Below are 21,078 nucleotides of genomic sequence, written 5' to 3' on the forward strand. Positions count from 1 at the left end.
GCCCGTTTATGATTGTGGAGTCCCCTAACAAACCCGCAGGCCCCTTCCTGCCCTATCTTACTCTTTTACTTATACATGCTTGCGCAAGCGGTTGTCCTTAACCTCAAACCGCCCAGGATGATAGCAAACAAAATGTTATCACGTCACTTTTTTTGCCCGCCTCCGAGGATGAAACCGGGCGAAACAGGGTGAAGGAAGAGTATTGAAATTACTGTGAAATGTAGGGACCTCGCCTTGCTCTTGCGGGCGAGCGCAGACTAAAGTCCCTCATCCTAAAAAGGCCCCCGCTAGAACGGTAAACTGGCGAACGCATGAGCAACTGCACGCATCAGGATCATCCCGCCCCCGCCGGCAAGGTGACGGGCCGTCTCTTGATGGCGCTCGGCGTCATTGTCGTTTTCATGGTCATCGAGGTTGTCGGCGGCCTGATCTCCGGCTCGCTGGCGCTGCTGGCCGACGCCACGCATATGCTGACCGATGCGCTTGCTTTGGGACTGGCGGCGAGCGCGCAGTATTTCGCCATGCGGCCTGCGGACGAACGTCTCCATTTCGGTTATCGCCGCGCGCAGGTTCTTGCCGCTTTCGTCAATGGCGTTTTGCTCGCCATTCTTCTCGTCTGGATTGTTTTTGAAGCCGTGCGCCGTTTCTTCACGCCGGTCGAAGTCGACTCGCAATTGATGTTGTGGGTCGCGATCGCCGGCTTGGTCGCCAATGGCATCGCCTTTGCGATTTTGCACCGGCGGGACGAACATAATCTCAATATGCGCGGCGCGATGCTGCATGTCATGAGCGATCTTCTGGGATCGGTCGCTGCGATTATCGCGGCGCTGGTGATCGCCGCCACCGGCTGGCTTGCGATCGATCCGATTCTATCCGTCGCTGTCGCCTTTCTGATCGGCGCATCGGCGCTGAGGCTTGTGCGCGAGACCGGTCACATTCTTCTGGAAGGAGCCCCGGAGAACATCAATCTCGCCGAACTCGAAGCCGGATTGCTGAAAGCCGGCCAGCAGATCAAGGGCGTTCACGGCATTCAGATATCGCAGATCACGCCCGAACAGCCGCGCCTTACCATGCATATTTGCGTCAGCGACGCGCGCGACGCCGCCAGCGCACTGGCGGCGGCGAAATCCTATCTGGAAGAGCACTACGGCATTCATTACTCTACGATTCAGGTGGAAATCGGTGATGAATGTCCTGACGCCGCGTCTTCAGACGCAGCGGCGCCGTTCGAGCTTCACGATCATGAGCGCCCCCATCGCCGCAGCGTCGGCGTCAAAACACAGGGCGGCGCCGCGGCTTTCGCGGCCGATTAAACCGTGTTTTCCGTTTCACCGAGAAGCTGTTTGAGGCGCTTGCGCCCGCGCCAGTAACGCTGGCGCGCTTCGCGCAGCGCGTGGCCGACGGGCTTCGCATCGGCGCCCGCCATTTTGCTTAAGGCGCCAATGAGGGCGATGACAATCAGATAGCCGTCCCACATCTCCAGCGATACTGAAGCCCCGCCAATGGCGAAAACGGTGAGCGACATCTGCGCGTAATAAGCGAAGCGCGATTTCCACGGCGCCAGCCGTTGGTTGTTGCGGGAGAGATAGATGCGCCATGACGACAGAAACGCCGCCGCGAAAAGCGAAAGATAGATAAAAAGCCCCACGAAACCGGAACCGCCCAGCACCTCGAAATAAATACTGTGCGCGGCCTTTGCGCGCTCGGCCCGCTCTATGTCGACCGATTGCGCGATCTCCTTTTCATAGGAATTCCTGAGCCCGGCGCCGGTCATGGGATGCGCGGCGGCGAGCTTGTAGTTGATGACCCAAGCGTCGACCCGTCCCATGAAGGACGCATCCTGCGTCGCCTCGCCGATGGTGCTCATGCGCTCGGTCCATTTGCCGGGCATGAAGGCGATGGCCGGCGCCGTGACGAGAATGAGCCCGCCGAGAATGGCGAATTTGTGCTTGGCGCGGATCCAGAAAAAGCCGCTGAACGCAATCAGCGCCAAAAACGCCCCGCGCGAATGGGTGCCGATGATGGCGATGATGGCGAGACAGAACATCGCGAGAAGGCCGCGCCTGACGAGAGGCCGCGCTGACTCTTCGCGCAGATAAAGGATCAGCGGCAGGATCGTCGCGACTGCAATGCCAAAATGATTGTTGTCTTCAAGGATCGTGTTGGGAAGGCCCTGCACCCGATACTGGCCGAGTGTTGCGAAGGTGAAGGCTGCGCCTTTGGCTGCGAAAAATCCGATGGAGGCGACAACTGTCCACACGAGTGCATGAAAGCGCAGCTTGCCTGCCGCCATCTGAGCGCAAAGGACAATGAACAACAAGGTCTTGATGAACCGGTCGTGATAGACCGCCGAGTTCTCCGGGCTCAGGGAAAACGCCTGCGCGATCATCAGCCAGCCGCCGAAAAGGACGATGAGCGCCGTGATGGGATCGAAACGGAATTTCGAGATCTCGCCGGAGACGATGTAGGAGGCGATGGTGACTCCGGCGATGATGACATTGAGCGGCACGCCGTAGACGCCGTAAGCCGCCTGGTGCGGGGTCATCAGGGTAAACCACGCCCAGGTCAAAAGACCCGCAAAGGGATGACGGATCGCCGCCGCGAGGCAGAGCGCCGTAAATCCGAGCAGAATAAGGTCGCGCATCCCTGTCGCCGCGGTTCATCGCGGGAAAATCCCGCCGCCGATTAAGCATATATACAAGGAATAGGCCGAAGCGGCTCGTCACGCTCCGCAAATTTTCGGGCTTGGTTAACGGGCCGCTTCGTAAACGGCCCTGGCGATGGCGCGGGTGAGGCAGTCTGACGCCGCCGCGCCGATGCGGGCCACAAGGCCGTGGCGCAAGGGCGGCGGATCGGACGGCAGCTCCTTTTCCGCCGTGGCGACGGCGAAAACGATGTCGCCGTCGAAGGCCGTGTGCGCCGGGCGCACCGCTCGGGCGATCCCGTCCTGCGCCATCATAGCGATGCGCTTCACCTCGACGCTGGTGAGGTCCGCATTTGTGGCGACGACGGCGAGCGTGGTGTTCGCGCCGGGGCGCGCGCGCGCATGAAGCCGCGAAAAATTCGGGAAGGGTTCGGACAGTTCGTGCAACGTTGGCGGTTTCTGCCCGCCGAATTCGCCGGCAAGCTCATAGGGCCAGGCGTGAAAGGTTTCGCCGTCCGCCATGTAAACAGAGCCGACAGGATTGGCCGCGACGAGCGCGCCGACGACGACGCCGTTTTCAAGAACAAGCGACGCCGAGCCGAGCCCGCCTTTTTCGACGCCCGCCATGGCGCCGCGCCCGGCGCCCTCATTGCCGAGATTGAAATCGGTGCCGGCGTTCGTCACGGCTTCCTTGCCGAGCGGCCTGTAGGGGGGCGTCTCGCCCCAGTTCTTGTCGCCGTCATTGCCAAGATCGTGCAGCACCGCGGCGGGAACGATGGGAATCGCCGGCCCCTTGTCGCTGAGTTTGAGGCCGACGCCGGCGACCGACAACGCGCTGGCGGCGCCGTCCGCCGCAGCGAGACCGAAAACCGAGCCGCCTGTTAAAACGATCGCGTCGCAGCGGCCTACGAGATTTTCCGTTGAAAGGACGTCGATTTCACGCGTGCCGGGGGCGCCGCCGCGCACATCGGCGGCGGCGATAAAGCGCTGCGCGCAGCGCAGGACGGTGACGCCGGTCTGAACCTTTTCATCCGTTGCATTGCCGACCGTAATCCCTGTGACGTCGGTGATGAGGTTGCGCGGTCCCGGCTTCAAGATATTGTCAGTCATTTTATTGCTCCGGCGGACTTTCCAGACTTTGTCGCCACCTTATCACAGGCGCAGCCGCGATGAGGCGCCTTGTATAGTCGTTTTCCGGCGCGGCGAACATGCGGTCCGTTTCGCCCGCCTCGACAATGCGACCTTCTTTCATCACCAGCACCCGGTCGGCGATGTCGCGGATCACCGATAGATCATGGGTGATGAAGAGGAGCGACACGCCGCGCGAGGCGGAGAGGGACTGCAACAGCGAGAGGATGCGGTTGCGCGAGGCGATGTCGAGGGCGGAGGTCGCTTCATCAAGAACGACGACGTCCGGATCGGTCGCAAGAGCGCGGGCGATGGCGATGCGCTGGCGCTGGCCGCCGGAAAAAGCATGCGGATATTTATCGAGCGCGCCAGCGTCGAGGCCGACGCTTTCCAGGAGCGTTGCGGCGCGCTCGCGCTTATGCGCGGATGTCATGGGTTCGTCGAAGAGATGCAGCGGCTCCACGAGGATGTCGGCTATTTGCTGGCGTGGATTGAAACTTGAGTAGGGGTCCTGAAAAACAATCTGGATTTTGCGCCTCAGGCGCCGCATGGCGGTTTTGTCTTTCGCCGGAAACCTTTCGCCGCCGATAAAGGCGCCGCCTTCGGCGATGGGATGCAAGCCAAGAAGCGCCTTCGCCAGCGTGGACTTGCCGCAACCGGACTCGCCGACGAGGCCCAGCGTTTCGCCTTTCCTGATGTCGAAGCTGACATTGTCGACGGCGCGGAAAACGGAAGGTTTTGAAAACAGCGAGGTCCGTGCATTCACATAATCGCAGCAGATACTGTCCGCCTTGAGCGCGATTTCCGTCTGTGGCGGGATGGCGTCCCGCGTCACGCGGGCAGGGATGAATTCCGTTGCGAGGCTCGATCCGGCATGAGCATAAAAATCGTCAGCGCTTTCATCGGCGACGATGCGTCCTTCCTTCATCACGGCGATCCGGTCTGAGACATGGGAGACGACCGCAAGATCATGGGTGATCAGCAGAAGAGCGCAATCATCTTCCTTGGCGAGGCTTTTCAGGAGCTCGAGAATTTCAGACTGAGTCGTCACGTCGAGGGCCGTTGTGGGTTCATCAGCGATCAGCACATCCGGCCTCATGGCGATGGCGATGGCGATGACAGCGCGCTGCCGCTGGCCGCCGGAAAGTTCATGCGGCCGACGGTCCGGCGAAACCTCTTCCGGTGGAAGTCCCGCGCGGGCAAGCGCGGCTCCGGCCTTCTCCATCGCCTCGGCCCGGCTGATCTTTTCATGCGCAAGGTAGGTTTCGGCGACCTGTGCGCCGATGGTCTGCAACGGATTGAGCGCCGTCATGGGCTCCTGAAACACCATGGCGATCTTGCGGCCGCGCAAATCGCAAAGCGCCTGCTCCTTCATGGCGAGAACGTTCTCGCCGCCGATGATAATGTCTCCCGAGACTTTAGCGGCGCGTGGCGCAAGTCCCATCATGGCGAGCGCGGTCATGGATTTTCCCGAACCGGAACGGCCGATGAGGCCGGTGATCTCGCCCTTGCGCAAGGTCAGTGTGACGCCATTGAGGATCTGAGCGTCGCCAATGCTGATAGACAGATTGTTGAGCCTGATCGTGTCGGTCACATCGCCCCCACAATGCGGTGCGGATCGAGATGCCGGCGCAGACCGTCTCCAAGCAAATTGAGACCGAAAACGAAAAGAAAAATTGCGAGCCCGGGAAAGATCGCAAGCCATGGCGCGAAACTCACCATGGTCTGACTTTCGGCAAGCATGCGGCCCCAGCTCGGCTCCGGCGGCTGGGCGCCGATGCCCACATAGGAGAGCGCGGCCTCCGCCAGCACAGCGAGCGAAAACTGCATGGTCGCCTGCACGATGAGGACCGGCAGGATGTTCGGCAGGATGTGTTCGAGCGAAATTTGGAAGCGGTTTTTCCCCGCGGTTTTCGCGCTCATGACAAAGCCCCGCGTCCAGATGGGCAGCGCCGCGCCGCGGGTCAGCCGGGCAAAAACCGGAATGTTGAAAACGCCGATGGCCATGATGGCGTTGACCGCGCCGGGTCCGTAAACGGCGGTGATGAGGATGGCGAGGATGATCGCCGGAAACGCGAAGACGACATCGCTCATGCGCATCACAACGTCTTCGACAAGACCGCGCGTTCCCGCCGCAAGCAATCCTAAAGGAACGCCAATGAGCAGGCCGATGCCGACCGCTATCAGGGCGACAAAAATCGACGTCCTCGCCCCAACCATAATCATGGAGAGAACATCGCGGCCGAGATGATTGGTGCCAAAGAAATGCATGAGCGACGGCCCCGCGAGCCGCGCGTCTGCGTCGATGACGCCCACATCGTGTGGGGTCCAGACAAAGGAGATCAGCGCCATCAGGATGAAGAAGGCGACAATGCCCGCGCCTGCTGCGAGACTTCTGTCACTACGCCATGAGGCCGCCAGGGTTGAGACACGCGTCGTCATCGCCCGCCCCCGTGCAGGCGCGGATCGACGATGGCGTAGGCGAGATCGATGAGGAAGGCGATGGCGACGACGGCGAAGACGAGCACCATGACGACGCCCTCGACCACGATGAGATCGCGCTGGGCGATCGCCTGAAACACCATGCGGCCAAGGCCCGGCAGGTAGAAAACATTTTCGATGATGACGCCCCCGGCAAGCAGGAAGGCGAATTGCAGCCCCAGAATGGTCAGCACCGGGATCAGCGCATTCCTCAGCGCGTGGTCGGTCATGGTCTCACGGCGCGTCAGGCCCTTGGCGCGCGCGGTCCGGATATAATCCTCGCGTAATGTTTCAATCGTCGATGAGCGCATGATTTGGGTCAGGATCGCCGCCTGCGGAATGGCGAGCGCGATAGCGGGGAGGAGCAGCGCTTTAAGTGCGGGAAAGAATCCGGCGTCCCAGCCCGGAAAGCCGCCGGCGGAAAACCAGCGCAGCGTCACCGCGAAAACCATCACCAGCAAAATCGCCAGCCAGAAATTCGGGATCGCAACGCCAGCCTGCGCCGTCGCAATGATGGCTTTGCCTGATGTTTTTTCGCGCCGCGCCGCGGCGGCGAGGCCCGCAGGGATGCCGATTGCCGTCGACATGGCGAAGGCGAGAAACGCAAGCGGAAGCGACACCCAGACGCGCTCGGCCAGCAGCTCTGCGACCGGGGTGCGATAAGTGTAACTAACGCCGAAATCGCCCATGGCGAGACCGCCGATCCAGGTGAGATAGCGCGTCAGCAGCGAATGATTGAGCCCCAGTTCCTCGCGCAGCGCCGCGACAGCGGCCGGATCGGCGTTGAGGCCCATCATGAACGCGGCCGGATCGCCCGGCGCAATCTCAATCAGGAAGAAGACGACCAGCGAGGCGATCACAAGCGTCAGCGCCATGGAGGCGGCGCGGCTGGCGAGATAGGCGGGGCTTGCCTTGGCGAAGATCGCGATAATCGCGAAAGCGACGGCGATGAGGACGAAGATCGGCCATAGAGGCATCGCACGCGCCTTATGATCGCCGGGCGCCCGCGCCGCGCGTCCCCTGACGTCCGCCTTCGTAAGATCGTTCGCCTGCACCGGCGCATTGGCCCAGACGCCGGTGACGTCCTTCGACCACACCGCGATCTTCGGCGCCGATGCGATGAAGACGTTCACTGCGTCGTCCGCGATGATCCTTTGCGCCTCGCGCAGGAGGGCGTCGCGCGCCGACAGATCGTTCTCGCCGCGCAGCTCGGCGATAACGTCTTTAAATGCGCCGCTCTTGTACTGAAAATAATAATCGTCGCGCGCATAGATATCGATATCCATAGGCTCGGTATGCGAGACGACGGTGAGATCGTAGTTTTTGTTGGCGAAGACCTGGTCGAGCCATTGCGCCCATTCGATATTGCGAATCTCGACCGTGATGCCGACGGCCTCAAGCTGCGCCGCGATCACCTCGCCGCCGCGCCGCGCATAGGCCGGCGGGGGCAGGGTGAGGGTGGTCCTGAAGCCGTCGGGATAGCCTGCTTCCGTCAGCAGGCGGCGCGCCGCCGCCGGATCGTATGGATAAAGCCCGGTGAGGTCTTCATAAAACGGGTGATGCGGCGGAAAATGACTGCCGATGGGCGTCCCGAAACCGAACAGACCGGCCTTGATAACCGCGTCCTTGTCAATGGCGTGGTTGAGCGCGCGTCGCACGCGAATGTCGTTGAAGGGCGGTTTTCCGTTGTTGATGGCGAGGATCATTTCGCCTTCGCCCGTACCGATGACGATTTTGAAGCGTTTGTCGCGCTCGATGAGGCCGAGATTTTCCGCCGCGGGATAATTCGGGAAACCGTCCACATCGCTCGCCATCAACGCTGCGAAAGCACCGGTCGGGTCGGGAATGAAGATGAAGTTAATCTGATCGAGCGCAGGGCGCTCGCCCCAATAGTCTTCGTTTCTGACGAGCGTCGCCGACGCGCCCTTGCGCCAGCGCAAGAATTTGAACGGACCTGTGCCAACGGGACTGCTGGCGTTGGTTGCGGCGCTTTCCGGAGCCACAATTACCGCGTCGCCCCAGCCGAGATAGGTCGGAAATGCGCCGAGCGGTTCTCTGAGGGTGACGCGGACCGAGTACGGGCTTGTCGCGGTTGCGTCCTCGATCATCTCGAAGATCGGACGCTGCGGATTTGTGGACGTTGGCGACTTCGCCCGGTTCAATGTAAAGATGACATCGTCGGCGTCGAAGGCGGTTCCGTCGTGAAAACTGACGCCTTCGCGCAATTTGAAGTCGTAAACACGTCCGTCGTCCGAGATCGTCCAGCTTTCGGCGAGCAGGGGTGAGACGGAGCCGTCTTCGTTGATGCGCGTCAGACCTTCAAAGACGTTTGCATAAACGATTTCGTCGATCGCCGCCGCCGCTCCGCTGGTCGGGTCGAGATTGGGCGGCTCAAGCTGCACGCCGATATTCAGCTCCCCGGCGGCGTGCGCCGGTGAGAACGACAACGCCGCCGCCAGAGCGATCAGCGCGCGCAGGACCGTCAGACGAAACATGTCGGCCATGGCCGGCATTGGCGCTCCTTTGAGGGCGGCGTCGGATTTCGTCTGTTTATCAGGCTTCTAGGCTGGATCAAGAAACGCTTTTGGGAGCAGGCTCTTGGACCGGAATCCTTAGGGCCATTTCGCTTCGGGCGGCAGGGAGGAGAGGATCGACTTCACATTGCCGCCGGTTTTGAGGCCAAAGGTCGTGCCACGGTCATAGAGGAGGTTGAACTCCGCATAGCGGCCGCGCTGAATAAGCTGCTTCTCACGGTCGTCATCTGTCCAGGGCTGATCCATGCGCTTGGCGACAAGCGCCGGATAGATGTCGCGGAACGCCTTGCCCACATCCTGCGTGAAGGCGAAATCCTTATCCCAGTCGCCGGAATTGTGCCGGTCGTAAAAAATGCCGCCAACGCCGCGGGGCTCCTGTCTGTGCGGCAGGTAAAAATACTCGTCGCACCATTTTTTGTATTTCGGGAAATACTCCGCATCGTGAGCGTCGCAGGCGGCTTTGTAGGCGGCGTGGAATTCTTTCGCGTCTTCGTGGTTTTCATCGCGATAGGCGGGATGCATCGGATTCAAGTCGCCGCCGCCGCCGAACCACCATTTGGTGGTGACAATCATCCGCGTATTCATATGCGCGGCGGGCGCATGGGGATTGCGCGTATGGGCGATCAGCGAAATCCCCGACGCCCAGAAACGCGGGTCTTCCTCAGCGCCCGGAATCTGGTGGCGAAATTCTTCTGAGAATTCGCCGTAAACCGTCGAGACGTGAACGCCGGCTTTTTCGAAGACGCGGCCTTTCAGCATGCCCATCTCGCCGCCGCCCTGATCTGGTCCGCGCTCCCATGGCGTGATTTCGAACTTGCCGGGCTCCATGTCTGCGTAAAGATCGCCAGCTTCGCGTTCAAGGCGCTCATAGGAGGCGCAGATCTGGTCGCGCAGGGCTTCAAACCAGGCTTTGGCGGTTGCTTTGTTTTCTTCGAAACTCATTGGACTGGGTCCCTTTCCGGACGCTCAAGCTATTCACTTCCTCCGGCCCGGTCAAAGCCCCAGCACGAACAGCCACGGGGAACGAAAGCGCCTTTCAGCCTGTTTCTTTCAGCGAGAAGAAAAGCGAGGTGAAGGCATGCGGGACTTAGCGGATCAGATTACCTGGGTTGTAGTAGCGGACGGCGAGAAGGCCTTGATCTTCGTCAACGATGACACGCCGGAGCAGCCTTTTTTGAACGTGATTTCCAAGGACAAGATCGACAATCCGCCGACGCGCGAACAGGCGGCCAATCGCAGAGGACGTTTCAACGATCCCGGCGCCGGCGGGGCGCAGCGTTCGGCCGTGGATGACACGGACTGGCACGAGTTCGAGAAGGAGCGCTTTGCGAAGGATTTTGCGGAGACGCTCAACAAGGCTGCGATGAAAAACAAATTCGACCACCTTATCCTTTTCGCGCCGCCCCAGGCGCTTGGGCGGCTTCGCAAGGAGTTGCATAAGGAAGTGGAGCAGCGGCTGGTTTTTACGGTGGACAGCGACCTGACCAATCATCCGGTGGATGAAATCGAATCTCATCTCGCGAAAGCCCATAAAGAAGAGGCGGCAGCGAAACCGCTCGCTTAAACCGTTTCGAAGTGCCGGCGCGTTGCGTCATCGGCGGGGAACATCAGTTCAATGCGGATATCGCTGGCGCTGACATCCTGAACTGAGCCGAACTGGGCGATTGTGGAGAACAATGACAATCGGCTGTCGCCTAGGCGAAGGACGGTTGAGATCACGGCTTGATTATAATCTATCGGCCGGTTCAGCGCCTTGAGGCGGGGATGATCTGCAAAGCATGCAGCGAAAGCCTCAAGCCTGTCATCGCCCCCGTAATGGGTGATCTCAACTTTAAGCCGGTTGAGAATTAAAAGAGCGTTTTCTTCCCAGTTTTCGATCACGCCGGTCTCGCTCAAATCCAGCAAGACCTGCAGCATGTTGAGGTTTCCACCGGCGCCGAGCGCTGCAAACAAAGCTGCTGCGCCCTGATTAGCGTCCGTCACGTTCCACCAGCGATCAATGGCGACGCCCGGAAAGGGGTTGTGATTGTCGAGCAACATCTCAACGGCGGCGCGAACCGGCTTCAGGGCGTCGTCGTCAAATGGCAAGACCGGAAATACCGGGGCGAAGCCGGCCGAATGAAGCGCGCGATTTGCGGTTTCCTTCGGCATAGACAGGGCGTCGGCGAGCTTTAGGACCATGGCGCGGCTTGGCTGCGAGCGCCCGGATTCGAGAAAGCTCAAATGCCGTGCGGACATGCCCGCTTCGAGACTGAGCTGAAGCTGGCTGAGCCGGCGCACATCGCGCCATTCCCGTAATATGTCGCCGAACGAGTGGGGCATGGCGCAAGTTTATAGCATCGTCTCCTGCGGCGCGCTTACCTCTCAGGTAATTGTCCGTCGGCTGCTTCCCGCCCAGCATGCTCAGGCAACTGGAAAAGGAGCTTTGCCATGTCCCCGTCCGCCGCCGCCGCCATGATGCGCGGCCTCGCCGCGTTCTTTTTCGTCGCAGCGCTTGTCTTCGCATCCGGAGCGTTTCCCGGATTCGACACCCTGTCGATTATGATGCACGACGTTGTCGATTATCCGCTCGACGGAACCACGGGTCCTTACACCGAAGATGCACGCTGGTTCAGCGCCATCGGCGGCGGCGTTTTCGCCAGCCTCTGCGTCGTCATGTGGCTGATCTTCGCGCCGGCTATTGAGAATGGCGACAGGCGCATTGTTCGGAGCGCCATCATCTCGCTGCTGGTCTGGTTTGTCATTGACAGCGCCGGATCGATCGGCGCCGGCGTGCCGGTGAACGTTGCGTTTAACGCGCTGTTTCTCGCGATGCTAATGGCGCCGCTGACGCTCGTCTGCCAGCCATCCGGCGTTGGCGTCGCAAGGGCCGCTTAGCCCCATCCCGTCTGGCGGCGGGCTTCGGCCAAGGCGACCGCCGCTGCTGTCGCCAGATTCAAAGAGCGCGCCACCGGGGCGATGGGAATTCGGAGCCGCGCATCGGCCCGCTCGTGAACCTCCTCCGGCGCGCCGACGCTCTCCCTGCCCATGAGGATGATGTCGTCAGGCCGGAACGAAAACTCCCAGATCGTCCGGTCGCCCTTGGTGGTGAGTAGGATGAGGCGGGCGCCGCCGACGTTCTCCAGAAACCCGGACCAGCCGGAATGGGCCACCGGCGCCGCGCCCGCGCCGTAGTCCATGGCGACCCGGCGCACCTCCCGCGAATCAAGCGGAAATCCGCAAGGCTCGATCACATCCATCCCGGCGCCGAAACAGGCTGCCGCGCGGATTGCCGCGCCCACATTCTGGGGAATATCCGGCTGGTAGAGGGCGAGGCGCATCAAGCTGTTTTTCCACGAAATTCCCGGGCCGAAAAGCGGCCGCAGCGACGCTAGGCCGCAGCGCTTCGTCGCCTAGACTTTGTACATAGGACATGTCAAACACCCCCGCGATTCTGCTATCCGGGGCGCATCCTTCCTGAAGGCGTAAGAGAGCCATGACGACATCTGACATGAGCGATGACGGCGAACCGACCCGCCGCGACTTTATCCACATCTTCGGCGCGGCGACCGCTGCGGCCGGCGCCGGCGCGGTCCTTTGGCCGCTGGTTCATCAGATGAACCCGGACGCTTCGGTGCTGGCGCTGTCGACCAAGGAAGTCGACCTGTCGTCCGTTCCGGTCGGCCAGGCCATCAAGGTGATGTGGCAGGGCAAGCCGGTCTTCATCCGTCACCGCACGCCGGCGGAGATCGAGGAAGCGAAATCCGTGGCGATCTCGCAACTCAAGGACCCGGTCGCCCGCAACGCCAACCTCTCCGGAACTGAAGAGGCGACGGACACGAACATCGTCACCGGCTCCACCGGCGAGGCGCATGAGCCCTGGCTGATCCTTGTGGGCGTGTGCACCCATCTCGGCTGCATTCCGCTTGGCACGACGTCAGGCGAAAACCGCGGCGATTACAATGGCTGGTTCTGCCCGTGCCACGGATCGCATTACGATCTTGCAGGCCGTATCCGCAAAGGTCCGGCGCCGGAGAACCTGCTCGTGCCGCCTTACGCCTTCGTCACCGACACCGTCGTCAAGATCGGCTAAGAGAGCGAGACACAATGAGCCACGTTTCCACCTACAAGCCGTCGACCGGCATCGAGAAATGGCTGGACAAGCGCCTGCCGATCGTCCGCTTCGGCGCGGACTTCATGGAATTCCCGACGCCGAAAAACCTCAATTACTGGTGGACCTTCGGCGCCATTCTCGCCGTCTGCCTCGTGATCCAGATCATCACCGGCATCATTCTCGCCATGCACTACACGCCGCACACGGCGATGGCGTTCCAGAGCGTCGAGCACATTATGCGCGACGTGAATTATGGCTGGCTGTTGCGCTACGTCCACTCCAACGGCGCATCGATGTTCTTCATCGCCGTGTACATCCACATGTTCCGCGGCCTTTATTACGGCTCCTATAAAGAGCCGCGCGAAGTCGTGTGGATGCTCGGCGTGGTCATCTATCTCCTGATGATGGCGACCGGATTCCTGGGTTATGTGCTGCCCTGGGGGCAGATGTCCTATTGGGGCGCGACCGTCATCACCAACCTCTTCTCGGCGATACCGGTCGTCGGCGAGTCGATCCGCACGCTGCTGTGGGGCGGTTTCTCCGTCGACAATCCGACCTTGAACCGCTTCTTCTCGCTGCATTACCTCTTGCCGTTCGCCATCTTCGGCGTCGTGGCCCTCCACATCTGGGCGTTCCACACGTCGGGCAACAACAACCCGTCGGGCGTTGAGATCAAGGACGTCAAGAAAGACGCCGTGCCGTTCCACCCCTATTACACGGTGAAGGACGCGTTTGCGATTGTGGTGTTCCTGATCCTCTTCGCTGGCTTCGTGTTCTTCAATCCCAATGGTCTTGGGCACCCGGACAACTATATCGAGGCGAACCCGCTCTCGACGCCGGCCTCGATCGTGCCGGAATGGTACTATTTGCCATTCTATGCGATCCTGCGCGCCATCACCTTCGACATCGGACCGATCTCGTCGAAACTTGGCGGCGTCATCGCCATGTTCTCGTCAATCCTCATCCTCTTTGTGCTGCCTTGGCTCGACACCTCCAAAGTGCGCTCCATGCGGTATCGCCCGGTCGCGCGCATGTGGTTCTTGCTCTTCGTGATCGCCTGCATCGCGCTCGGCTATCTTGGTGGGAAACCGGCGGAAGGCACCTATGTGATGTTTGCGCAGATCGCGACCGCGTACTACTTCGGGTTCTTCCTGATCATCCTGCCGCTGCTCGGCATTCTCGAAACGCCGAAGCCGCTGCCGCGTTCGATCTCGGAATCGGTGCTGCACAAAACCGCAAAACTCGAAACCTCGGCGGCGCCTGGCGCGCCGGCGGCGGCTGAATAAGGGACGCCTTCCGTGATGAAAGCCATGACGATCACAAAAACGCTCATCGCCGTCCTCGCCGCCGCTGCGGTCGGCCAGACTGCTGCGCACGCCGCCGCGGGCAAGGCCAAGCATCCCGAGCACCAGCACTGGCACTTCAACGGACCTTTCGGGACCTTCGACAAGGACGCGCTGCAGCGCGGCTATCAGGTCTACGAGACGGTCTGCTCGAACTGCCACAGCTTAAATCTCGTTGCGTTCCGCAATCTTGGTCAGAAGGGCGGGCCGTTTTATCTCGAAAAATGTCCGGAGGGCTTTCCGGAGACGATCAACTGCGCAAACCCCAACGACAACCCGGTGGTGAAGGCGCTGGCCGCCAAGTACAAATTTCAGGTGACGGACGGGCCCGACGATACGGGCGACATGTTCCAGCGCGAGCCGCTGCCGTCGGACCGTATTCCGGCGCCCTATGCGAATGAACAGCTCGCGCGCATGGCCAACAACAACGCCCTGCCGCCGGATCTCTCGCTGATGGCCAAGGCGCGTCATGGCGGGGCCGACTACATCTACAGCCTCCTGACCGGCTACGAAGACCCGCCATCCACGGTCGAGATCGGCGCCGGCCAGTATTACAACCCCTATTTCCACGGCGATATGGCCCAGGCTATGAAGCCTGAATACATGCATGACGGCCATCCGGTTGAAGGCGTTACGGTGCCGCTTGGCGGCGTTCTTGCCATGGCCCCGCCGCTCGCCGACGGCATCATCGAATATGGCGACGACAGCCCGCAGACGGTGGAACAGTACGCCAAAGACGTCACCGAGTTCCTGATGTGGGCCGCCGAGCCTAAGATGGAATCGCGCAAGGCGCTTGGCGTCATGTCGATCATCTATCTCGTGATCCTCGCCGGCATCCTCTACTGGTCCTACCGCAAAATCTGGGCGGACCAGCACTGACGTGGTCAGCAAATTCCTGAATCGAAAAAGGCCAGCAAGCATCTTGCTGGCCTTCTTTTTCTGGTTCGTGTCTTTACTGACTAGCCTATAGGAACAATGTTAAGCTGTCCGCTTCCGGAGACGTCTTTGGTGTCGCCGCTCTCGTCAGCGACCACTGGGTTTGAAGAGTTCACAACGGTGATCGTCTTCCCGTCTTTAAAGTCGATTTGTGTGACCTCTGCATAAACGGCGGCTGTCGTCGGGATGTTGCTGAGGCCTGTCGCGGTGACTTTGCCTTGCACGCAAACTTTGGTCGTCGTTACGTCGTGAAGCGATTTCAGGAAACCCTGTTGCTTCGAGTTTGACGAGGTGACCTGTTTGTCATGCTGGTTCTTGTAGTGGTTATAACTGCCGCCGCCGAACAGGAAGCCAAAGGCGCCAAGCAAGAGTCCGCCCAGAAAACCGCCCGCCGCATAGTTTTCTTCAAGCTTGTGCCATTCTTCGTTTGAGTAGTTCGACTTTTGGCTGTCGAGCCATGACTTGAAGTCCTGCGTCGCCACGCTGTCCAGCGTGAATTTGACATCCATCTCAACCGTCGCGCCTTTGGTGACCGAGGCGCCGGCTTTGGCGAGCATGCCATAGCCGTTGGTCAAGTTGACGTTCGAATAGTCTGTCTGCTCGGCGTCGAGGACGCCCGTTAGGGGCACGCGCTGGATCCGAAATCCCGCAGGCGCGAGCACGGGCCTTGCAGATGCAAGCGCCGCCTGATGAAGCTGCGGGGTCTGGGTGGGGCAGGCGAAGTCGGCGATCATCTGAAAATATTTGATCAGTGTTGCGATTTTCGAGCCATAGCCGGGAATCTTCTCGATCAGCTTCTCCGCCATGGGGACGAGGTATTTGTATTTGTTATAATACTGACAGGCCGTTGAGAGGTCGAAAGCGGCAGAGGCCGGGTCGATCTTATCGAGCGGGATAGCGGCCAGGTCCTCAAGAGCTTTGGTTTCTTGCTGGGTTAAGTTGATATGTAGTGTTTGTGCAAGGTCCGTATTAGTCATGTTCTCTCCCATAAGTAGTAATAAAAATACAATACAACCTATGCGGGAATATACAAATCGAGATTATCCCCAGTCCTAGAGGTAAGGCTTTGTGTTTGTAGGGATGTTTTTGCAGGAACGACTATGACTGATCAGATGAGAAAAATCGGGATTATCGGCGGGTCGGGCGTATATTCCATGGATGCGCTCGACAATCCGGAACGGCTGGAGATTGCGACGCCCTGGGGCCAGCCATCGGATGCGCTGGTCAAAGGAAAGCTAAGCGGCGTCGAGGTCGTGTTCCTCGCTCGCCATGGCGCGGGGCACAAACTGCCGCCGAGCCACGTCAACTACCGCGCGAATATTGACGCCTTGAAGCGCGCCGGTGTGACGGATCTTATCTCCGTTTCCGCATGCGGATCATTTCGCGAGGAACTGGCGCCCGGGACCTTCGTCATTGTCGATCAGTTCATTGACCGCACCACCATGCGGCCCAAAAGCTTTTTCGGCCCCGGCTTTGTCGCCCATGTCTCCATGGCCGACCCGGTCTGTCCGGCGCTTGCCGATGCGCTCGTTGCGTCCTGCAAGGCGATCGGTGTTCCGCACAGAAAAGGCGGAACCTATATCTGCATCGAGGGGCCGCAATTTTCATCGCGGGCAGAGTCGCATCTTTATCGCTCCTGGGGCTGCGACGTCATCGGCATGACCAACATGCCCGAAGCGAAGCTCGCGCGGGAGGCGGAGCTGCCCTACGCCAGCGTCGCCATGGTGACTGATTACGATTGCTGGCGCGAACATGACGGGCCGGTGGAAGTGGGCCTCATTCTCGAAACCCTGAAACAGAATACGGCGAATGCGGCGCGGCTCGTCACCGATCTCACACTACGTCTCGGGGCTACGCGAACGCCGTCGCCATTAGGAATCGAAACGGCGCTCGACATGGCGGTGATTACGCCGCCCGGAGCGCGCGATCCGGAAATGATAACTAAGCTCGACGCTGTGGCGGGACGCTTTTTTAAGCGCTGATGGCCATTTGCATCGGCGACAGAGAGGCGAGATGGTCGGCGATGGGATCGGCGTCGATCTCCAGCACCCACTCGCCATAGGTCTCGCTCATGACGGAGATTTTGAGGCCGTAGGCGGCGCCCATATAAGCCTGCCAGTCATTGAGGCTCAAGACGGCGATGCCGCGATTGTTGCGCTGCTCGAATTTCAGCGCATTCGCCGTCCACTTGACGCCGTCGGCGCCGATCCGGATGGCTGTGATGTTTTCGATCGCCGCCGCATCGGCCGTGACGATCGACAGGAAATGGCGGTTGTAGCCCGGCTGATAGCCGACGCCGGAGGATATCAGCGCGCGTGAGGAGACGGCGGATTGCGTTTTGATAAAAGGGCTCGTGACGGTCTCCACCGGACCCCCGGCGCCGGCGGCGTGAAATGCGCTTTCGCTATTGCGGGGATGGGCGTGCGCCATCAGCGCGAGCGACTCTTCGTTGAGAACGACCGCAAAGCCTTCCGCGAAGACGCGCGCGATCTCACCGTCAATGGTCGGAAGTCCGGCGAAAAAGATTGAGATGTGATCGCCTTTCTGCGCGAGGACGTCGCTGCGGATGGCGATGGAGCGCGAGGTGAAATTCAGCGTGTTGCTAACGATATCTGCGCCGCCATTGATGGAGAAGCGGATATCGAAACCCGCCTGGTAGCGCTGCGCCTGTCTGCGGTCGATGGTCTGAACAACTGTCATGGTCCGCAATCATAGTTGATGCGGATTAACCATGCGTAAAAAGCGCCGTGGACTGAGCTTTGACGGCTCGACCGGGGGAAAGGGCAAGGCGCTCGGCGGTAAGGGGTGCCGCTTGGGATTGCGTCTGGGGCGTCTGAGACAACCTCCGGCGGCGGCTCGACGCCGGAGATGGGCCGTAATTAACGAGAGATGAAAAAAATCTGAAAAATTGTGACCTGTTTTACCGAAAAAATCCGAATTCCATAGTGAGGGCGATTTTATTGGCGCAGTCGGCGTCCCCTTGCTTCACCGCGCGAGCTCATGCGTGGAAGTTGCGTAACTTTACCATGTCTGGGGAAAAGTATGGATAAGAGAGTACTCAAGACCGCTAGCGGCGCCGCCGCCGGCGCATTCATGACGCTGGCCGGCATTGGCGCGGCCAACGCCGCGGCAGTCCTTTACGGGGTTGACGATGCATCTGAAAGCATCGTCTCCATCAACACCGCGACTGGCGAAGTCACCGTCGTCGGCGCCATCAACAACACCGTCTCTGGCGCGCGAACCTACGAGGGTCTCGCGATTGACAGCGAAGGCAATTTCTATGTCGCCGACGCCAATTCTATTGGCGCGGACGGCAGCCTTCTGAATATCGACCCGGCGACCGGCGCTGAAACTGGCCGCGCCGACTTCAGGCTCAATACAATTAGTTTCGGCTTTCGCATGTCCGCAATCGCCTTTGACGATGCCGACAATCTGTTCGGCGTCGTGGGCGGGGCGACGGATGATTTCGTATCGATTGACGAAATGACCGCCGTGTACACGAACATCAAGTCGCTGAATGAAGCGGAAGCTGGCGGTTTTTCGGGAGTGACGTCTCTCACCTACGGTCCCGATGGATTGTTCTATGGCATCGCCTCCCAATTTGGGGGGAGCAGCAACAATCTGGTCAAAATCGATCCAACTACCGGGGACACGACCGTCATTGGCAATATCGGCGTCAACAGCACCGGCACGCAGCTGGCGTTCGACGAAAACGGCACGCTTTTCGCCATCACCCGCGGCGCTGACGATCGCATCCTGACTCTCGATCCGCTGACGGCCGCAGTCATCACGAACATCGCGCTGGGCGACGGCTTTACGCAAGGCGAGGGGGCCAATCCCTGGGAAATCGCGGGCCTCGCCTTCGATTTCAGCACGCTGGGCGAGGTCGATCCGCCGAGTGACGTGCCGCTTCCGGCGGCTGCATGGCTTTTCCTCGCCGGCATCGCCGGCGTGGCGAAAGCATCGCGCCGCAAGGGCAAAAAAGCTTAAGTCCCTAAGTGCGTAAAGAGCGCCCGCGGTTCGGATCGGCGGATCCGGCCGCGGGTTTTCTTTTCTAGGTGTTGAACCGGAAATGCATCACATCGCCGTCCTTGACGATGTATTCCTTGCCTTCTAGGCGCATCTTGCCGGCTTCCTTGGCGCCCTGTTCGCCTTTCAGGCTGACATAATCGTTGAAGGCAATCGTCTCGGCCCGGATGAAGCCTTTCTCGAAATCGGTATGAATGACGCCCGCGGCTTGCGGGGCCGTCGCGCCGCGCTTGACGGTCCAGGCGCGCGCTTCCTTGGGCCCTGCGGTGAAATAGGTCTGTAGACCGAGAAGGTCGTAGCCGGTGCTGATAAGGCGGTTGAGGCCAGGCTCCGAAAGCCCGATGGTTTCAAGATATTCCGCCTGTTCTTCATCCGACAGCTGAGCCAGTTCCGACTCGATCTTGGCGGAAATGACAACCGCCGCTGCGCCTTCTTTTGACGCCGCTTCCTCAACCTGTCTTGAATAGGCGTTGCCTTCCGCCGCACTCTCTTCATCCACATTAGCGACAAAGAGCACTGGCTTTGAGGTCAGAAGCTGAAGCCCCGCCCAGGCTTTCCTGTCTTCTTCGCCGACCTCGGCGTTGCGGGCAGGGCGGCCTTCGCGCAACTCCGCCAGCGCCTTGTCAACAAGGACGAGGAGGGCTTTTGCTTCCTTGTCCTGGCCCTTGGCTTTCTTCTCGATATTTACGCGGCGTTTCTCCAGACTTTCGAGGTCGGCGAGCATGAGCTCGGTCTCCACGGTCTCGAAGTCCGCGATGGGATCGATCCTGTTCGAGACATGGGTGACGTCGTCATCGTCGAAACAGCGCAGGACATAAACGACGGCGTCAACCTCCCGGATATTGGCGAGAAACTGGTTGCCGAGGCCTTCCCCCTGGCTTGCGCCTTTGACGAGGCCGGCGATGTCCACGAACTGCATGCGCGCCGGGATGATCTCTTTCGAGCCCGCGATCTCTGCAAGCTGCTTAAGCCGCGGTTCCGGCACGGCGACATCGCCCACATTGGGCTCGATGGTGCAGAATGGGTAATTCGCCGCCTGCGCCGCGGCCGTTTTCGTCAGCGCGTTGAAAAGCGTGGACTTGCCAACATTTGGCAGGCCGACAATGCCGCATTTGAAACCCATGGACCGTTCTTTCTAGTTTTCCTTGTCGCCACGCTTTTTGAAGACTTCGGCGAAGACATTCAATGGCGATTTAGCGGGCGATTTCTGCGCGGGCTTCGCCTCCGGCTCGTCCGGCTTCGAATTGGGCGCGGCTTCTGCTTTGTTCGGCGCCGGTTTTCTCGGCGGCGCGAGCTTATGCGCGACCGCCGTCTGGAAGCGGTTGTTGTCCGCATCGGCGAGATAGGGCGCCTCGCTCGCGATCGCGGCGAGGAGGGGCTCCAGCCAGTCTTGATCGGCTTTGGCGAAGTCGCCCAGCACATGGTTCGTCACCCGCGACTTGTCGCCAGGATGGCCGATGCCGATGCGAACCCGGCGGAAGGCGTTGCCGATATGGGAGTCGATGGAGCGGATGCCGTTATGGCCCGCGGCGCCGCCGCCGGTTTTGACCTTCAGCTTGCCCGGCGCGAGATCGAGTTCGTCATAAAAGACGATCACGTCTTGCGGCTCGATCTTATAGAACCGCGCAGCCTCCCCCACCGAACGCCCTGAGTCGTTCATATAGGTCTGAGGCTTCAGAATCAGCGCCTTTTCGCGCCCAAGCGTTCCGTCGCGAATCTCGCCCTGAAACTTGGCGCGCGCCGGCCCGAAGTCATGAGCATCCGCAATCGCGTCCACGGCCATGAAGCCGACATTATGCCGGTGGCGGGCGTATTTATCGCCGGGATTGCCGAGCCCTACGAGCAGAAGCATGACGCGTTCCCATGTTGCGCCGGGGCCGGAAAGCGCGA

The 21,078-nt window shown here is 60.3% G+C and carries 20 protein-coding genes; 8 read left to right on the forward strand and 12 right to left on the reverse strand.

Going from position 1 to position 21,078, the window contains the following annotated elements:
* Nucleotides 1-311 precede the first annotated feature (311 nt).
* Nucleotides 312-1,313 carry a cation diffusion facilitator family transporter gene (locus ACQY5P_RS02040; protein WP_428409179.1) on the forward strand — a complete coding sequence of 334 codons (1,002 nt, stop codon included), beginning with the start codon at nt 312-314 and terminating at the stop codon, nt 1,311-1,313.
* On the opposite strand, the gene ACQY5P_RS02045 is transcribed toward ACQY5P_RS02040, so the two are convergent.
* From ACQY5P_RS02045 to hemF, 6 genes are all read right to left on the reverse strand, one after another.
* Entirely contained in the window at nt 1,310-2,644 is a 1,335-nt protein-coding gene (locus ACQY5P_RS02045) for a putative O-glycosylation ligase, exosortase A system-associated (protein WP_428409180.1), read from the reverse strand. The genes ACQY5P_RS02040 and ACQY5P_RS02045 overlap by 4 nt on opposite strands.
* Nucleotides 2,645-2,749: 105 nt before the next feature.
* Nucleotides 2,750-3,754: a P1 family peptidase gene (locus tag ACQY5P_RS02050; protein ID WP_428409181.1), complete on the reverse strand. Its 1,005-nt coding sequence runs from the start codon at nt 3,752-3,754 to the stop codon at nt 2,750-2,752.
* Between the two features lies 1 nt (nt 3,755).
* Nucleotides 3,756-5,366, reverse strand: coding sequence for a dipeptide ABC transporter ATP-binding protein (locus ACQY5P_RS02055; protein ID WP_428409182.1), 1,611 nt, complete (start codon nt 5,364-5,366; stop codon nt 3,756-3,758).
* Nucleotides 5,363-6,214: an ABC transporter permease gene (locus tag ACQY5P_RS02060; protein ID WP_428409183.1), complete on the reverse strand. Its 852-nt coding sequence runs from the start codon at nt 6,212-6,214 to the stop codon at nt 5,363-5,365. Before ACQY5P_RS02060 ends, ACQY5P_RS02055 begins: the two co-directional genes overlap by 4 nt.
* Entirely contained in the window at nt 6,211-8,757 is a 2,547-nt protein-coding gene (locus ACQY5P_RS02065; protein ID WP_428409184.1) for an ABC transporter substrate-binding protein, read from the reverse strand. Before ACQY5P_RS02065 ends, ACQY5P_RS02060 begins: the two co-directional genes overlap by 4 nt.
* 108 nt (nt 8,758-8,865) lie before the next feature.
* Entirely contained in the window at nt 8,866-9,729 is an 864-nt protein-coding gene (gene hemF, locus ACQY5P_RS02070; RefSeq protein WP_428409185.1) for an oxygen-dependent coproporphyrinogen oxidase, read from the reverse strand.
* Between the two features lie 136 nt (nt 9,730-9,865).
* Between hemF and ACQY5P_RS02075 the strand changes: the two genes are divergently transcribed.
* Complete coding sequence (locus tag ACQY5P_RS02075) at nt 9,866-10,351, forward strand: host attachment family protein (RefSeq protein WP_428409186.1); 486 nt, start codon at nt 9,866-9,868, stop codon at nt 10,349-10,351.
* On the opposite strand, the gene ACQY5P_RS02080 is transcribed toward ACQY5P_RS02075, so the two are convergent.
* Complete coding sequence (locus ACQY5P_RS02080; protein WP_428409187.1) at nt 10,348-11,109, reverse strand: helix-turn-helix domain-containing protein; 762 nt, start codon at nt 11,107-11,109, stop codon at nt 10,348-10,350. The two genes, ACQY5P_RS02075 and ACQY5P_RS02080, sit on opposite strands and share 4 nt — an antisense overlap.
* 108 nt (nt 11,110-11,217) lie before the next feature.
* Here ACQY5P_RS02080 and ACQY5P_RS02085 point away from each other — a divergent pair, with 108 nt between their 5' ends.
* Nucleotides 11,218-11,664, forward strand: a complete 447-nt coding sequence (locus ACQY5P_RS02085; RefSeq protein ID WP_428409188.1) for a hypothetical protein — start codon at nt 11,218-11,220, stop codon at nt 11,662-11,664.
* On the opposite strand, the gene ACQY5P_RS02090 is transcribed toward ACQY5P_RS02085, so the two are convergent.
* Nucleotides 11,661-12,107, reverse strand: coding sequence for a tRNA (cytidine(34)-2'-O)-methyltransferase (locus ACQY5P_RS02090; protein WP_428409190.1), 447 nt, complete (start codon nt 12,105-12,107; stop codon nt 11,661-11,663). The genes ACQY5P_RS02085 and ACQY5P_RS02090 overlap by 4 nt on opposite strands.
* Before the next feature lie 155 nt (nt 12,108-12,262).
* On the opposite strand from ACQY5P_RS02090, the gene petA reads away from it, so the two are divergent.
* From petA to ACQY5P_RS02105, 3 genes are read left to right on the forward strand one after another with little or no spacing between them, the layout of a single operon-like run.
* Complete coding sequence (gene petA, locus ACQY5P_RS02095; RefSeq protein ID WP_428409191.1) at nt 12,263-12,859, forward strand: ubiquinol-cytochrome c reductase iron-sulfur subunit; 597 nt, start codon at nt 12,263-12,265, stop codon at nt 12,857-12,859.
* Between the two features lie 14 nt (nt 12,860-12,873).
* The gene (locus tag ACQY5P_RS02100) at nt 12,874-14,166 is read left to right on the forward strand and encodes a cytochrome b (protein WP_428409192.1); all 1,293 of its coding nucleotides are present in this window, start codon (nt 12,874-12,876) and stop codon (nt 14,164-14,166) included.
* A gap of 15 nt (nt 14,167-14,181) precedes the next feature.
* Nucleotides 14,182-15,102, forward strand: a complete 921-nt coding sequence (locus ACQY5P_RS02105) for a cytochrome c1 (protein ID WP_428410620.1) — start codon at nt 14,182-14,184, stop codon at nt 15,100-15,102.
* 80 nt (nt 15,103-15,182) lie between these two features.
* Here the strand turns inward: ACQY5P_RS02105 and ACQY5P_RS02110 are convergent, their stop codons facing one another.
* On the reverse strand, nt 15,183-16,136 hold the full coding sequence (locus ACQY5P_RS02110; protein WP_428409193.1) for a hypothetical protein: 954 nt from the start codon (nt 16,134-16,136) through the stop codon (nt 15,183-15,185).
* Between the two features lie 123 nt (nt 16,137-16,259).
* Here ACQY5P_RS02110 and ACQY5P_RS02115 point away from each other — a divergent pair, with 123 nt between their 5' ends.
* Nucleotides 16,260-17,141, forward strand: coding sequence for an S-methyl-5'-thioadenosine phosphorylase (locus ACQY5P_RS02115; protein WP_428409194.1), 882 nt, complete (start codon nt 16,260-16,262; stop codon nt 17,139-17,141).
* Here the strand turns inward: ACQY5P_RS02115 and ACQY5P_RS02120 are convergent.
* Nucleotides 17,131-17,859 (reverse strand): hypothetical protein, encoded by a 729-nt coding sequence (locus ACQY5P_RS02120; protein ID WP_428409195.1) that lies wholly within the window; start codon nt 17,857-17,859, stop codon nt 17,131-17,133. The genes ACQY5P_RS02115 and ACQY5P_RS02120 overlap by 11 nt on opposite strands.
* 342 nt (nt 17,860-18,201) lie before the next feature.
* On the opposite strand from ACQY5P_RS02120, the gene ACQY5P_RS02125 reads away from it, so the two are divergent.
* A complete protein-coding gene (locus ACQY5P_RS02125; protein WP_428409196.1) occupies nt 18,202-19,149 on the forward strand; it encodes a DUF6923 family protein in 948 nt (315 codons plus the stop codon).
* A 64-nt stretch (nt 19,150-19,213) separates the two neighbouring features.
* Here the strand turns inward: ACQY5P_RS02125 and ychF are convergent, their stop codons facing one another.
* Both ychF and pth read right to left on the reverse strand, forming a co-directional pair.
* Nucleotides 19,214-20,311, reverse strand: a complete 1,098-nt coding sequence (ychF, locus tag ACQY5P_RS02130; RefSeq protein ID WP_428409197.1) for a redox-regulated ATPase YchF — start codon at nt 20,309-20,311, stop codon at nt 19,214-19,216.
* A 12-nt stretch (nt 20,312-20,323) separates the two neighbouring features.
* The gene (gene pth, locus ACQY5P_RS02135) at nt 20,324-21,040 is read right to left on the reverse strand and encodes an aminoacyl-tRNA hydrolase (RefSeq protein ID WP_428409198.1); all 717 of its coding nucleotides are present in this window, start codon (nt 21,038-21,040) and stop codon (nt 20,324-20,326) included.
* Nucleotides 21,041-21,078 lie beyond the last annotated feature (38 nt).

The organism is Hyphococcus sp., assembly GCF_965267305.1.
Classification (GTDB): Bacteria; Pseudomonadota; Alphaproteobacteria; order Caulobacterales; family Parvularculaceae; genus Hyphococcus.

Excerpts from the sequence above, each read along its gene's own strand:
- ACQY5P_RS02040 (WP_428409179.1), top strand. The coding sequence starts at position 312 with ATGAGCAACTGCACGCATCAGGATCATCCCGCCCCCGCCGGCAAGGTG.
- ACQY5P_RS02045 (WP_428409180.1), bottom strand. The coding sequence starts at position 2,644 with ATGCGCGACCTTATTCTGCTCGGATTTACGGCGCTCTGCCTCGCGGCG.
- ACQY5P_RS02050 (WP_428409181.1), bottom strand. The coding sequence starts at position 3,754 with ATGACTGACAATATCTTGAAGCCGGGACCGCGCAACCTCATCACCGAC.
- ACQY5P_RS02060 (WP_428409183.1), bottom strand. The coding sequence starts at position 6,214 with ATGACGACGCGTGTCTCAACCCTGGCGGCCTCATGGCGTAGTGACAGA.
- ACQY5P_RS02065 (WP_428409184.1), bottom strand. The coding sequence starts at position 8,757 with ATGGCCGACATGTTTCGTCTGACGGTCCTGCGCGCGCTGATCGCTCTG.
- hemF (WP_428409185.1), bottom strand. The coding sequence starts at position 9,729 with ATGAGTTTCGAAGAAAACAAAGCAACCGCCAAAGCCTGGTTTGAAGCC.
- ACQY5P_RS02075 (WP_428409186.1), top strand. The coding sequence starts at position 9,866 with ATGCGGGACTTAGCGGATCAGATTACCTGGGTTGTAGTAGCGGACGGC.
- ACQY5P_RS02080 (WP_428409187.1), bottom strand. The coding sequence starts at position 11,109 with ATGCCCCACTCGTTCGGCGACATATTACGGGAATGGCGCGATGTGCGC.
- ACQY5P_RS02085 (WP_428409188.1), top strand. The coding sequence starts at position 11,218 with ATGTCCCCGTCCGCCGCCGCCGCCATGATGCGCGGCCTCGCCGCGTTC.
- ACQY5P_RS02090 (WP_428409190.1), bottom strand. The coding sequence starts at position 12,107 with ATGCGCCTCGCCCTCTACCAGCCGGATATTCCCCAGAATGTGGGCGCG.
- petA (WP_428409191.1), top strand. The coding sequence starts at position 12,263 with ATGACGACATCTGACATGAGCGATGACGGCGAACCGACCCGCCGCGAC.
- ACQY5P_RS02100 (WP_428409192.1), top strand. The coding sequence starts at position 12,874 with ATGAGCCACGTTTCCACCTACAAGCCGTCGACCGGCATCGAGAAATGG.
- ACQY5P_RS02105 (WP_428410620.1), top strand. The coding sequence starts at position 14,182 with ATGAAAGCCATGACGATCACAAAAACGCTCATCGCCGTCCTCGCCGCC.
- ACQY5P_RS02110 (WP_428409193.1), bottom strand. The coding sequence starts at position 16,136 with ATGACTAATACGGACCTTGCACAAACACTACATATCAACTTAACCCAG.
- ACQY5P_RS02115 (WP_428409194.1), top strand. The coding sequence starts at position 16,260 with ATGACTGATCAGATGAGAAAAATCGGGATTATCGGCGGGTCGGGCGTA.
- ACQY5P_RS02120 (WP_428409195.1), bottom strand. The coding sequence starts at position 17,859 with ATGACAGTTGTTCAGACCATCGACCGCAGACAGGCGCAGCGCTACCAG.
- ACQY5P_RS02125 (WP_428409196.1), top strand. The coding sequence starts at position 18,202 with ATGGATAAGAGAGTACTCAAGACCGCTAGCGGCGCCGCCGCCGGCGCA.
- ychF (WP_428409197.1), bottom strand. The coding sequence starts at position 20,311 with ATGGGTTTCAAATGCGGCATTGTCGGCCTGCCAAATGTTGGCAAGTCC.
- pth (WP_428409198.1), bottom strand. The coding sequence starts at position 21,040 with ATGCTTCTGCTCGTAGGGCTCGGCAATCCCGGCGATAAATACGCCCGC.